This window comes from Streptomyces sp. NBC_01261 (assembly GCF_036226385.1).
GTDB lineage: Bacteria > Actinomycetota > Actinomycetes > Streptomycetales > Streptomycetaceae > Streptomyces.
In genome coordinates this window covers 9,896,321-9,909,152 of sequence record NZ_CP108463.1, presented here as the reverse complement: position 1 = coordinate 9,909,152, position 12,832 = coordinate 9,896,321, and the positions used below count along the sequence as shown (strand labels likewise).

The window sequence follows — 12,832 nt, the reverse complement described above, 5'->3', positions numbered from 1 at the left end:
ACCTGCACACATCCAGGGATCCGATGGCAGCTATCGGATCCCTGTGACTTCTCCCCCGGCCCCTTCCTCGGGGGGAGACCGCTCGTTACGCTCCGGTTTCACCGAGCTTCAACGACGCGGCCGGAAGGACACACGCATGGGTCTGGGAGCGATCGACCTGAATCTTCTGGTGGCTCTGGAAGCCCTCCTGGAGGAGAAGAACGTCACCCACGCGGGGGTGCGGCTGTCCACCAGCCAGTCCGCGATGAGCGGCTCCCTGGCCCGGTTGCGGCGGCACTTCAACGACGAGCTGCTGGTGCGGGTGGGCCGCGAGTACGAGCTGACCCCGCTCGCGGAGCGGCTGCTTCCCGTCGTCCGGTCCTCCCTCCACAAGGCGGAGGAGGCACTGTCGCTGACCAGGAACTTCGACCCGTCGCGCAGTCGGCAGCGGTTCTCGGTCGTGATGTCCGACTACGTCATGACGGTGTTCATGGAACCGTTGCTGCGGGCCCTCGCGCAGGAGGCCCCCGGCATCCGGATCGACTTCCACCCGATCGTCATCGGGCAGTTGGAGACGGAGACCCATCTGCGCTGCCACGACCTGATGATCGTGCCGCTCGGCTATCAGCTGCCGGGCGTCAGCGAGACCGTGATGCACGACCGGTTCGTGTGTCTCGTCGACCCGGACAACCCGCGTCTGGTGGACGGGCGGCTCTCGCTGCGCGACCTCGCGGAGATGCCGCACGCGGCCTGCGTCATCGGCAAACTCACGCCCGCCGACCGGCAGTTGGAGACCCTCGGCATCACCCCACGGGTGCAGGTCAGCACGCCCGGCTTCAACGTGCTGCCGTTCCTGGTGGGCGGCACCGACCTGGTCGCCGTGGTCCCCGAGCGGCTCGCCCGGCGCTACGAGGGCTTCGCGCGCTCTGCCGTCGTACCGACGCCCTTCCCGGACGTACCGCTGGTGGAGGCCATGTACTGGCACCACAACCGGCACGCGGACCCGGCACACCGCTGGCTGCGGGAGACGGTCCGCAAGGTGGCCGCGACGCTGGACGACCCGGTGGTGCGATCGCTCGACGAGCCGGTGGGTCGGTCACTGGACGAGCCTGTGGTACGGGAGATCGCCGACGCGGATGCCACCCATGCCGATCGTGCGTTTCCGGAGCTGATCCCGGCTTCCTAGCGTGGACGGGGAGACAGCCCGCACCCCTTGGAGGAACCGTGAGCCGCACGCGTCTGGCCGGTCGTACCGTCGTCGTCACCGGGGCCGCGCAGGGCCAGGGGGCCGCCGAGGTGTCAGCCGCGGCCCGGGAGGGTGCGACGGTGATCGCGACCGACGTCCTCGACGAAGCGGGCGAGAAGCTCGCCGTGTCGCTGGGAGCCGAGGGGCTGGACGTCCGGTACCGGCATCTGGACGTGTCGTCGCAGGACGACTGGGCGGACCTCGCGGCCTCCCTCCCCGAGGTGCACGGCCTGGTCAACAACGCGGGCATCGCCGTGCGCGCCCGTCTCGGTTCGGTCGAACTCGCCGACTGGAACCGGGCGTTCGCGGTCAACACCACAGGCGCGCTGCTCGGCATCCAGGCCCTCACCCCGCTGATGCCGCCCGGTTCGTCCATCGTGAACGTCGGTTCGGTCGCGGGCCTCACCGCGCATCACGCGGTCGCGTACACCGCGAGCAAGTGGGCGCTGCGCGGCCTCTCGAAGGTGGCCGCGCTGGAACTGGCCCCGCGCGGCATCCGTACGAACGTGATCCACCCCGGCTACATCGAGACCCCGTTGATGGCCTCCGCGAACCCGGTCTTCGTCCAGGCCCACCTGTCGCTGACCCCGCAGGGCCGGGCCGGCACGGTCGACGAGGTGGCGCCGCTCGTCGTCTATCTGCTGTCCGACGAGGCGTCGTACGTCAACGGCGCGGAGATCACGGTCGACGGCGGGTACGCGGCGCACGGCGGGGTGAAGGCGATCACGAACGCGCTCGACGCCTCGTGAGTGAGGCGCTACTGATCGGTGCGATCGGTGCGGAAGGTGGCGGTCAGCCGGTTGATGCTCTTGACCGCGAGTTCGGCGAAGTTCGAGCGGGCGACGATGGCGGTGGTCTCGCCGTGCCGTCGGACGCTGCGCAGGTCGCGCTGAACCTGGCGGGAGAGTTGGTGGAGTTCGCGTTGGGCGGTGGCGAGCCGCTGCTCGGCGGCGCTTCGGGTCTCTCGGTGCTCACGTCGGGTGCGGGGAGCGCCGGTGCTGTCGGCCGAGCTCTGTGTGGGCATGTCGGTGCTCGATTCCGTGGTGGCGGATCGCGTCGCCGCGAGGGGGCGGACGCCGACGGTGTCCAAATAGGCTTCTGCGGCGGGGAGTTCGGCGGTGTCGACCACCGCGGCGACGTATCCGTCCGGGCGGACGAGCACCCACTGCTCGGCGGACAGTCCGTAGGCGTTCCGGACCCGGTCGCCGCTGTCGACGATGTCGCCCCGGGTGCCGATGGTGTGGATGTGCAGGCCGGGGCGCGCTGCCGGGGCGGAGGCCTCGTCGACATCGTGGCCGAGCAGCGTCCAGTGCGGCCCTTGGAAGAGGCTGAACAGACGGGTGGGGAGGCCGCCCGCGCCGGTGACGGGCGAGTCGGGCGCGCGGTCGCCGGCCAGTACGCCCTTGTCGCGCGAAGGAGAGCGCAGCGACAGGGGTGAGTCGAGGTAGCCGAGGTCGAGTTGGCTGACCTCGCGGCCCCGGTGGATGTCGCGGTTCTTGGCCGCTTCGAGCAGCTTCTCGGACAGGCCGAGGACAGCCTCGGCGACGGGCCGGCGTTCCTGCTCGTACGTCTCCAGCAGGGATTCCGGGGCGCCGTCGAGCACGGCGGCAAGCTTCCAACCGAGGTTGTAGGCGTCCTGGACACTGGTGTTGAGGCCCTGTCCGCCGGTCGGCGGGTGGCAGTGCGCCGCGTCTCCGGTCAGAAACACGCGCCCCCGCCGGTAGGTGTCGGCCAGCCGGGCGTTCATCTGGAACGCGGACGCCCAGGACACGGAGCGGATCACGACGTCGTCGCGGCCGGTGCGTTCGCGGAAGAAGGCGGTGAGCCCCTCGGCCGAGAGGTCCAGGTCGACGTCGAAGGGTACGGGGGCCTGGAGTTGGAACATGTCGGTGCCGTAGAGCGGGCACATCGAGACCTGCCCGGCGGTGTCCTCGCCCCACCGGTGCCAGGCGTCCGTCGAGACGCCGTCGACGTAGACGTCGGCCACGATCGCCCGTACACCGAGGGTCTTGCCGGGGAAGCCGATGTCGAGCGTCTTGCGCACGAAGCTGGATCCACCGTCGGCGCCGGTCAAGTACCGGGCCCGTACGGCCTGCTCGCCGTCCGGGGTGGCGATGCGCGCGGTCACACCGTCGCCGTCCTGGTCGAAGCCGACGAGTTCATGGCCGTAGTGCGGGGCGTGACCGAGTTCGGCGAGGCGTTCGCGTAGCCTGCGCTCGGTGAGGAACTGCGGGACGAGCAGGGGTATTTGGTACGGCTCTTCGGGCGTCGGCTCCGACATCTCCACGCCGACCTGGTCGATGGGCCCGTCGGCGGTGTAGACGCGCTGGACGGGATACTCACCGCCGGAGGCGACGATCCGGTCGATCACGCCGAGGTCCTCGAAGACCTCCTGGCTGCGGGGCTGGATACCCTTGCCGCGGGAGCCGACGAACGGGTGCGGCGCCTTGTCGATCAGCAGGAAGGCGATGTTCCTGCGGGCGAGGTCGAGGGCGAGGGTCAGACCGGCCGCGCCGGTGCCGCAGATGATGACGTCGGTGTCTGTGGTGGGGGACATGGCTCCAGGCTCCTTGGGTAATTCCGGGACGAACCGCATGACGGTCGGGGCGAGTTCAGGGCACGAGGACGGTGCGTACGCCCGGGACCTCGGGCGCGTTCCACGCGCTCTCGACGTCGGCGAGGGGTACCGACCGCGCGGCGACCGCGATGCCGCCGCTCTCGATCTCCTCGACCAGGGACGGGAGTTCCTCCAGATACGTCCTGGTCGACACCGCGCCCTGGCCGTTGCCCTGAAGCCTGAAGTTCGCCGAACGCAGTGCCACCGATGGGAGTTCGATGGTCGGGCCCGCCATGGCGCCGATCTGGATCCAGTTCAGGGCGCGGCTGCGGTCGGCACGGGCTCGCAGCAGCGCCATGATCGCGTCACCGGCCGGCCTGCCCCACAAGTAGTCGATGACGAGGTCGACTTCGGCGGCCTCCTTCGCCAACTCGGCCGCCGTGGCATCGGCGTCGTCGGTGAGCGCGACGGTCGCGTCCGCGCCGAGTCCGGCCAGCGTCGCCAGCCGGGCCTGGTCACGTCCGGCGCCGACGACCCGCCCGGCGCCGAGCCGCTTGGCGACCTGGACGGCCATCTGTCCGGCGTTGCCGGTGGCGCCGAGGATCAGCACCGACTGCCCGGCCTCGATCGGGACGCGGCGGCGCAGCGCGACCCAGGACGACATGGCGGGGTTCATCGCGGCGGCGATCCTCACGACGTCCGCGCCGTCGGGCAGCGGGATGCTGTGCCGGCTGTCGATGACGGTCCGGGTGGCCATCGGGCCGGCCAGTTCGTCGTCGGCGACGAAGTACACCAGGCGACCGTCCGCCCGCCGGCCGACCCCGTCGACTCCGGGCACCATCGGAAGCTTCCCGGTGCTGGTGTAGTGGTTGCCCGACGCGCCGGTGCGGACTCGGGGGTGCAGGCCCACGGCGAGGACGTCGACGATCTCCTGGTCCTCGTCGGTCGGCGCGGGCAGGTCGAAGGGCTCGTAGCGGGGCGGGGTGCCGTACGACTGGACGACGGCGGCGCGGATGTCCATGAAAGGTCTCCTCGGATCGGATCCGGCGCGCAGGACACAGGGCACAGGGCGCGCGGGATTTGGTTGGTGCCGCGAACGTTTTAGTACGTGACACCAATCAAATTAGTAGGTGCCACGTACCTTTGCAAGTAGAATCCCGGACATGACCTCACCGCACGACACCCCGCCCCCGGCGACCGAGGACCTCGGCCTGGTCGACGCCCTCGCCCAGTTGTCGTTCCTCGTGCAGAACGCGCTGGCCGAGCTCGCCGGGGAGCACGACCTGTCGATCACCCAGACACGGCTGCTCGGGATCCTGCGGGACCGGGAGCCGACGATGAACGAGCTGGGCCGTCACCTGGGCCTCGACAAGTCCTCGATCACGGGACTGGTGGACCGGGCGCAGCGCCGGGGGCTGGTCACCCGCACGCCCAGTACCGTCGACCGCCGCTCGTTCCAGGTGTCGATCACCGACGCCGGCCGCGAGGTCGTAGCGCAGGTCGGCGCGCGCTTCGCGGAGCGGATCAAGGACTGCGCCGCGCCCCTGACCGAGGCGGACCGCAAGCGCCTGTCCCGCCTGGCGACCCGCCTCGTGACCGCCGACGCCCAGTCCCGCGGCATCGACCTGAGCACCACGCCCCACTGACCGGACTCCGTCAGGCGGAGCCGCGCGGCACCGTCACCACGTGCTTGCCCACGACGCCGCCGCGCTCGAACGCCTGGTGCGCCGCGGCGATGTCCGCGAGCGGGTACACGCTGTCGATCACCGGACGCAGCGCGCCCGAGGCGACACGGTCGGCCACGTCGCGCAGCACGGGGGTCTCGGGGTTGGCGCTGAAGGTGCGGATGCGGCGGGAGCCGTGCACGCTCGACGCGGCGATCGCGGCGATGGCGGACGGGGACAGTCCGACGGTGACCATCCGGCCGCCCTTGGCCAACCGACCGCGGTAGCAGTGCAGTTCCGTGCCGACGGTGTCGACGATGACGTCGAACGGCCCGATCCGGTCCGAGGTGGTGGAGCCGTAGTCCAGGACCTCGTCGGCGCCGAGATCGGTCAGGAGGCCGGCGTGGCGGTCGCGGGCCAGCGCGGTCACCTGGCCGCCCATCGCGTGCGCCAACTGCACGGCTGCCGTGCCGACTCCGCCGGCCGCGCCGCGGACCAGGACCCTCTCGCCGCGCACCAGGCGCACACTGTCGCGCAGCGCGATCAGCGCCGTGGAACCCGCGACGACCAGGGAGGCCGCCTCGACCGACGAGAGGTCCGCCGGGGCGTGCGAGACGCGCTCCACGGGGACCACGACGTACTCCGCAGCCCCGGCGAGGGAGTGCCGCTGCCGGGGGTGCACCATGCCCCACACCCGGTCCCCCACGCGGTAGCCCTCGACACCGGCGCCGGTCGCGGCGACGACGCCGGCGAAGTCCAGCCCCACCCCGATCGGGAACCGGCGCCCCGACACCATCTTCAACTCCCCTGCCCGGACGATCACATCGTGGCCGTTCACGCTGGACGCCTCGACCGAGACGAGGACCTCACCCGACCCGGGAGCGGGACGATCCACTTCATTGACGCGCAGAACGTCCGCGGTACCGAAACTCGTGATCTGAACGGCCTTCATGGCGCTGTCCTTCCGTGGTCCGCCGTGTGGTCGTTCCGATGCTGGACCCCGCACGCGACATCTCGGTCGTTCTCCTTTTCCTGGGTCCGGCAGACCCACCCTCGCCGGCCGCGCCGACGGCATACTGACGCGGTGACCGACTCCTCCCACGCCATGAGCGACGATCCCCGACGCGAACTCGCGGAGTTCCTGCGCACCCGCCGAACTCGGCTGCGGCCAGAGGACGTCGGCCTGGAGCCCGGTCCGAGACGGCGCGTCGCGGGACTGCGGCGGGAGGAGCTGGCCCTGCTGGCGGGCGTGAGCTCGGACTACTACCAGCGGATGGAGCAGGGCCGCGACGTACGCCCCTCCGAACAGGTCCTCGACGCCCTCGCGCGCGCCCTCGCCTTCTCCGCCGAGGAGACCCGCCACCTGCACAGCCTCGCCGCCGCCGCACGCAACCCGGTCCAACTGCCGCGTTCGTACGAGCCGGAAGAGGTACCGGACACCACGCTACGGCTGCTGCACGGCATGACCGCGCCCGCTCTGGTCGTCGGCCGCTTCCTGGACGTGCTGGCCTGGAACCCGCTCGGTGGCGCCCTGTTGGGGGAGTTCACCCGGCAGCCCCAGCGGGAGCGGAACCTGCTGGCGCTGTTCCTGCACCCCGAGGCCGACCGGACCTGCCCGAACCGGGCGGCCACCGTCGCGGAGCTGATCGGGATGTTGCGGACGCAGGTCGCCGCCGATCCGGGAAACCCGCGCGCCGTCGAGCTGGTGGGCGAACTCGCCCTCCGCAGCGACGAGTTCGCGGCCCTGTGGGCCCTCCACGACGTGGCGGAACCGACCCGTGGCCAGATGCGCCTCGATCACCCCCGGGTCGGCGAACTCAACCTGGACTGGGACGCCTACCCGATACCGGGCAACCCCGGCCCGGCGCTCCTGGTGTGCACCGCCGCCGAGGGCAGCCTCGACGCCGAGCGACTCCAACTCCTCGCCGGCCTGCTCGACGTCCGCTGAGGCCGGCCCGCGGTCAGTCGCGCGGCCGGAGCCACGCGGGCCAGATGTCGGGCACCACCGACGAACGGCCCCTACGCGGACCGACACTCCGCGAGCCGCCGCTCAAGAAACCTTCGCTCCGCCGCGTTCTCCACCAGCTCCAGCGCCCGTTCGTACGCGGCTGCCGCCTCCGTCGTACGACCGCTGCGGCGCAGCAGATCGGCGCGGGTCGCGGGCAGCAGGTGGTAGTCGGCCAGTTGGCCCGAGCGCTCCAGTTCGGCCACCAACTTCACCCCTGCGTCCGGGTGTTGGGCCATGCCCACGGCCACCGCCCGGTTCAGGCGCACCACGGCGGAGGGCACGTAGCGCTCCAACTCGCCGTACAGGCCCGCGATATCGGCCCAGTCGGTGTCCTCGGCCGTGGGCGCGGTGGTGTGGCAGGCGGCGATGGCGGCCTGGATCTGGTACGGCCCGGGGCGGCCACGGCGCAGCGCGGTCTCCAACAGGGCGGCGCCCTCGTCGACTTCGGCCCGGTCCCACGCCATGCGGTCCTGGTCCTCCAAGGTCACCAGCTCCCCCGCCGCGTCCACCCGCGTACCGCGGCGGGCATCGTGCAGCAGCAACAGGGCGAGCAGACCGAGGACTTCGGGCTCGTCCGGCATCAGGCGGGCCAGCACGCGGGCGAGGCGGATCGCCTCCGCGCACAGGTTCGTCCGCACCAACTCGGCGCCGGACGTGGCCGCGTAGCCCTCGTTGAAGAGGAGATAGACGACCCCCAGGACGCCCGTCGTCCGCTCGGGCAGCAGATGCGCGGGCGGTACCCGGTACGGGATTCCGGCGTTGCGGATCTTCTTCTTGGCGCGCACGAGCCGTTGCGCCATGGTCGCCTCGGGGACGAGGAAGGCGCGGGCGATCTCGGGCGTGGTCAGGCCCGCGAGCGTGCGCAGGGTCAGGGCGACCCGGGCCTCGATGGGCAGCGCGGGGTGGCAGCAGGTGAAGACCAGCCGCAGCCGGTCGTCCTCGACGCCGCTGTCGTCACCGTCGTAGTCCGGGTCGTACGGTCCCTCGTCCCGCCCCAGCACCGCGACCTCCCGTAGTCTCGCCGCCCCGACCGCCTCCCGGCGCAGGACGTCGAGGGCGCGGTTGCGGGCGGTCGTGGTCAGCCAGGCGCCGGGGCGGCGCGGGATGCCGTCGCGCCGCCACCGGTCGAGTGCCTGGGCGAAGGCGTCCTGCGCGCACTCCTCCGCGAGGTCCCAGTCGCCGGTCACCCGGATCAGGGTGGCGACGACCTGGCCCCACTCCTCGCGGAAGGCGGCGGCGACCGCGCCCTCGACGTCCGGCACGCTCACTCCCAGACCGGCCGCACCTCGACCGAGCCGCCGGCCAGCGCGGCGGGGTGCCGGGAGGCCAGCGAGATCGCCTCGTCGAGGTCGGCCACCTCGATGATGTCGATGCCGGCGACGTACTCCTTGGACTCGACGAACGGTCCGTCGCTGAGCAGGACTTCGTCGCCCTGGACGCGCACGGTGGTGGCGTCCGCGGACGGCCGCAGCCGTGCTCCGCCGCGCATGAGGTCACGGCTGCGGACCTCGTCGATGTAGGAGGTGAAGCGCGGGTCGTCGGCGATCTCGGCGGGGCTGAGTTCCTCACCGTCGACGGGCGTGCAGATCAGCAGGACGTACTTCATGACCGCTCCTCGGCCGTCGTGCTCGTGGTCTTCGTGGCCGAGACGTGTTCGTGGACGATCTGCCAGCGCAGACCGGCGTTGCGGTAGCCGGTGGTCACGCGCAGTACGTCGTCCAGCGGCTCGCCGTCGGCCAGGGTGCCGCGCAGCCGGACGAGGGCGTTGCCGAAGGCGATGGACTCGTCGACGCGGACGCGGAACTCCAGAATCTCGCGGGTCACCGGACCGGTCACGCTCGCGAACACGCCCTCCATGGCCTTGCGGAAGGCGTCGATCCCGTGTGCTTCCAGGCCGGTGGTGAAGTGGAAGGCCTCCACGTCCGGCGCGTAGCAGGCGACGACGCGGTCCACGTCCCGCTCGCGGACCGCCTCGGTCAGTTCGGCGTCCAGCGCGCGGATCTCCGCCTCGCCCTCCTCCTCGCCGTCCATCGGCCAGAAGGGGCGCACCTCCATGGCGCCGATGGTGGCCACGGGGTGCTTGGCCGCGGCCTCGACGGCCTCCTCCAGGGTGTCGCACTCCAGGATGTCGAATCCGGCGACGTACTCCTTGGTCTCCGCGAACGGCCCGTCGGTGCGCAGCACCTCCCCGCCGCGCACCCGCACGGTGACGGCGTCGGCGGGCTTCGCGAGCCGGTGCCCGTGCAGCCGTACGTTCCGGTCGCCGAGCTCCTCCACCCAGGGTTCGACGGGTGCCATCCCGGAGCCGTCGGCGGTGTCGTCGCCGCACACGAGCAGCATGTATTTCATGGGTCCTCCCGGTCCTCGATGAGCTTCCTACACCCCACCGACGAACGCGACCGAGCCGGATCGACACCCCGGCGAGAAAAAACACGGTGAGGCCGGGGCGCGAGCCCCGGCCTCACCCCTGCACCCCGTACGACCTACGCGGTGGCAGCCTGCACCGAGGGCTCCCCCGCCCCCGCAACCGCGCGCTCGGTGTTCTTGCGCACCAGCAGCAGGGTGACCACCGCGCCCAGCAGTGAGGCGCAGCCGCAGATCACCACGCCGATGGCCATGCCGTGGCCGAGCGCGGTCTGCGCGGCGGCCTTGGCCTGTGCGCTGCCCGCGTTGACGACGGCGAGCGGTCCGGCCGCCTTCTCCATGCCGGCGTCGGCCCCGCTGAGCTTTCCGACGAGGGCGGAGGACGCGAGGCTCATCGCGATGGTGGAGATCACGGCCGGTCCGAGGCCCTGGCCGAACTCACGGACCAGGCTGGTCGCGCCGCTGGCCATGCCGGTCATGTTGATCGGTACGGCGTTCACGGCGGCGGAGGTCAGCGAGGACACCACGCAGATGAAGCCGATGCCGAGCAGCAGCACCGGGCCGATGAAGGCGGCCAGGGAGGTGGTGGTGATGGGCAGTGCGGCGATCCAGAACTGTCCGGCGGCCATGGGCAGCAGGCCGCCCATGAGGAGCCAGCGGGCGTCGATCCTGGTGAGCATCCGGCTGAGCACCGGTGCCAGCAGCAGCGGGATCAACTGCAGGATCACGAACGGCATTCCGGCCCGCAGGGCGCTCAGGTGCATGACCGCGCCGAGGCGGATCGAGACGCAGTAGGCGGTGCCGATGAAGCCGAACATGCCGGCCAGGGCGACGACGGCCGCCGCCGCGAACGACGGGATCTTGAGCAGGTCGAGGTTGAACATCGGCGAGGCCGCGCGGGTCTCCGCGACGACGAACCCGGTGAGCGCCACCGCCGCCAGGGCCAGCGAGCCCACGATCGCCGCGCTGCCCCAGCCGCGGTCGCCGCCTTCGATGATGCCCCAGAGCAGGGCGGTCAGGCCGACGGCGATGGTGATCTGTCCCGGCCAGTCCAGGGCGCGGCCCTCGGGCGCCTTCGAGTCGGTGACGAGCTTCCAGGAAGTGACCGCGACGACGAGACCGAGGACGACCGGCGGGACGAACGCCCAGCGGAAGTCGGCGACCGTGGCGAGGATTCCGGAGGACAGCGGGCCGAGCGCGGAGGCGAGGGAAATCGACAGGGCCCAGGTGGAGACGGCTTTCGCCCGGTCCTTGCCGTCGGGCGTGGCCGCCGCGATGACGGCGAGGGAGCTGGGGAACAGGGCGGCGGCGCCGATGCCGGCCAGGGCCTGCCCGGTCCACATCATGGTGATGTTCTGCGAAGTGGAGTTGAGGAGTTCACCGAGCGCCAGGACGAGCCCGCCGAGCACCAACAGCCGCTTGCGTCCGAAGAGATCGCCCACCACACCGAAATTCAGTTCCAGAATCGCGGTGGGGAGAATGAAGGCCGAGGTGACCCAGGCCACTTGGGAACCCGACGCACCGAATGCGGCCTGAATTTCTCCGTTGATGGGCGAGGGAACGGTAATGCACAACTGTGCCGCCGCGACCGCGAGACAGCACGCTATGAGCGTTCCGGGGTCCAGTCTTTTCAAGGAGGTCGAATCCGTCATCGTGCGTGCCCTCACTCTGCGTTTTTCTCTATGAGTTCGATGAGATTTCCCTCGGGGTCACTGACCCAGGCCATCCGCACTCCGGGTTCGGGGGACGGCCCGGGTGCCATGACCTCGCCCGCGCCATGGGCCACCAACGCGCCGTGGACGGGGTCGAGTTCGGGGGTGGTGACCGCGAAGTGCCCGTATCCGTGGGTGAGTACGGCGGTCATCGGGTCCGGCGCGCGAAGGCCGGGGGCGGAGCCGGGTCTGGCGAGCAGCTCGATGCGCCAGCCCCGCGGATGCTCCAGGACGACACCTCGCAGACCGGGCCCTTCCAAGTGGAACTCGAAGACGGTCTTGAGGCCGAACGCGCCCTGGTACCAAGCGGTTTGGGCGGCGAGATCGCGTACGTTGACGCCCACGTGGTCGAGTCGGGTGGTCACGCCGGCTCAGCCCGCCATCGCGCTGTCGCCGCCGTCGACCATGAGGTTGGCGCCGTTGACGAAGGCCGCCTCGTCGGAGCAGAGGAAGGCGGCGGCCCGTGCGATGTCCTCGGGCTGCCCCACCCGCCCGACCGGGATGCGGGCCTCCAACTGGGCCTTGGGGCCTGCCGGATCGTCGAGGAAGGGTGCGGTGGCGGAGGTGCGGGTCATGCCGGGCGCGATGGTGTTGACCCGGATGCGGTGCGGGGCGCCGGCCGCGCACAGGTGCAGGCTCATCGCCAACACCCCGCCTTTGGCGGCCCCGTGGGGCACCATCGGCATGAACGGCGCCCCGCGTACGGCGGCCACGGACGCGACGTTGAGGACGGCCCCGCCACCCCGCGCGATCAGGTGCGGCCAGGCCGCCTGCGTACAGAAGTAGGGGATGTCCAGCTCGTTCTTGATGGTGAAGTACCAGTCCTCGGCGGGCATCGTCTCGAACGGGCCGTTCCGCAGCGCGGAGGCGTTGTTGTAGAGGATGTCGATCCCGCCGAAGGCCTCGATCCCGGCCTCGATCCATTCCCGGGCACCGCCTTCGGTGGACAGGTCCACGGGTGCCAGGGACCGCAGGGTTCCGCCGCCCTTCTCGACGAGTTCCACGGTCTCGGCCGCACTGTCCGCGTCGATGTCACAACCGAAGACTTCAGCGCCTTCCGCAGCGAATACCAGCGCCGCGGCCCGCCCTATTCCAGCCCCCGTTCCACTGATGAAAGCGATTTTCCCGGCCAGTCGACCCATGATTGCCAAGTCCCTTGTCCCGTGCCGCCGTGGTGCGGTGGTGGCAGCGTAGGTACGGCCATTGACGAGAACAAGAAATGGGTCACCGAAGGGCCATCGGGGGTTCGTATGGCTGGTATGGGGCGGGAAGCCGGAAACTCCTCACAGGTTCACGGCAGGA

At 71.0% G+C, this 12,832-nt stretch carries 13 protein-coding genes; 4 read left to right on the top strand and 9 right to left on the bottom strand.

The window, feature by feature from the left end:
- Positions 1–136 precede the first annotated feature (136 nt).
- Both OG226_RS44070 and OG226_RS44065 read left to right on the top strand, forming a co-directional pair.
- The gene (locus OG226_RS44070) at positions 137–1,165 is read left to right on the top strand and encodes a LysR family transcriptional regulator (protein WP_329352250.1); all 1,029 of its coding nucleotides are present in this window, start codon (positions 137–139) and stop codon (positions 1,163–1,165) included.
- A 38-nt stretch (positions 1,166–1,203) separates the two neighbouring features.
- Entirely contained in the window at positions 1,204–1,974 is a 771-nt protein-coding gene (locus tag OG226_RS44065) for an SDR family NAD(P)-dependent oxidoreductase (protein ID WP_328685168.1), read from the top strand.
- Positions 1,975–1,982: 8 nt separating this feature from the next.
- On the opposite strand, the gene OG226_RS44060 is transcribed toward OG226_RS44065, so the two are convergent.
- Entirely contained in the window at positions 1,983–3,782 is a 1,800-nt protein-coding gene (locus OG226_RS44060) for an FAD-dependent oxidoreductase (RefSeq protein WP_328685167.1), read from the bottom strand.
- Positions 3,783–3,837: 55 nt separating this feature from the next.
- Positions 3,838–4,803 (bottom strand): zinc-binding alcohol dehydrogenase family protein, encoded by a 966-nt coding sequence (locus OG226_RS44055; protein ID WP_328685166.1) that lies wholly within the window; start codon positions 4,801–4,803, stop codon positions 3,838–3,840.
- Between the two features lie 142 nt (positions 4,804–4,945).
- Here OG226_RS44055 and OG226_RS44050 point away from each other — a divergent pair, with 142 nt between their 5' ends.
- A complete protein-coding gene (locus OG226_RS44050) occupies positions 4,946–5,428 on the top strand; it encodes a MarR family winged helix-turn-helix transcriptional regulator (RefSeq protein WP_328685165.1) in 483 nt (160 codons plus the stop codon).
- 10 nt (positions 5,429–5,438) lie between these two features.
- Here the strand turns inward: OG226_RS44050 and OG226_RS44045 are convergent, their stop codons facing one another.
- On the bottom strand, positions 5,439–6,398 hold the full coding sequence (locus OG226_RS44045) for an NADP-dependent oxidoreductase (protein ID WP_328685164.1): 960 nt from the start codon (positions 6,396–6,398) through the stop codon (positions 5,439–5,441).
- A gap of 153 nt (positions 6,399–6,551) precedes the next feature.
- On the opposite strand from OG226_RS44045, the gene OG226_RS44040 reads away from it, so the two are divergent.
- Positions 6,552–7,394 carry a helix-turn-helix transcriptional regulator gene (locus OG226_RS44040; RefSeq protein ID WP_328686606.1) on the top strand — a complete coding sequence of 281 codons (843 nt, stop codon included), beginning with the start codon at positions 6,552–6,554 and terminating at the stop codon, positions 7,392–7,394.
- 71 nt (positions 7,395–7,465) lie between these two features.
- Here OG226_RS44040 and OG226_RS44035 read toward each other — a convergent pair whose 3' ends face one another.
- The 6 genes from OG226_RS44035 to OG226_RS44010 form a co-directional block, all read right to left on the bottom strand.
- Positions 7,466–8,722, bottom strand: a complete 1,257-nt coding sequence (locus OG226_RS44035) for an RNA polymerase sigma factor (protein WP_328685163.1) — start codon at positions 8,720–8,722, stop codon at positions 7,466–7,468.
- Positions 8,719–9,060 (bottom strand): YciI family protein, encoded by a 342-nt coding sequence (locus OG226_RS44030; protein WP_328685162.1) that lies wholly within the window; start codon positions 9,058–9,060, stop codon positions 8,719–8,721. Before OG226_RS44030 ends, OG226_RS44035 begins: the two co-directional genes overlap by 4 nt.
- Positions 9,057–9,803, bottom strand: a complete 747-nt coding sequence (locus OG226_RS44025) for a nuclear transport factor 2 family protein (protein WP_328685161.1) — start codon at positions 9,801–9,803, stop codon at positions 9,057–9,059. The genes OG226_RS44030 and OG226_RS44025 overlap by 4 nt, the downstream gene beginning before the upstream one ends.
- Before the next feature lie 134 nt (positions 9,804–9,937).
- Positions 9,938–11,470 (bottom strand): MFS transporter, encoded by a 1,533-nt coding sequence (locus tag OG226_RS44020; RefSeq protein WP_329352249.1) that lies wholly within the window; start codon positions 11,468–11,470, stop codon positions 9,938–9,940.
- 11 nt (positions 11,471–11,481) lie between these two features.
- Positions 11,482–11,895 (bottom strand): VOC family protein, encoded by a 414-nt coding sequence (locus OG226_RS44015; protein ID WP_327406085.1) that lies wholly within the window; start codon positions 11,893–11,895, stop codon positions 11,482–11,484.
- Positions 11,896–11,901: 6 nt separating this feature from the next.
- The gene (locus OG226_RS44010; RefSeq protein ID WP_329352248.1) at positions 11,902–12,672 is read right to left on the bottom strand and encodes an SDR family NAD(P)-dependent oxidoreductase; all 771 of its coding nucleotides are present in this window, start codon (positions 12,670–12,672) and stop codon (positions 11,902–11,904) included.
- Positions 12,673–12,832: the final 160 nt, after the last annotated feature.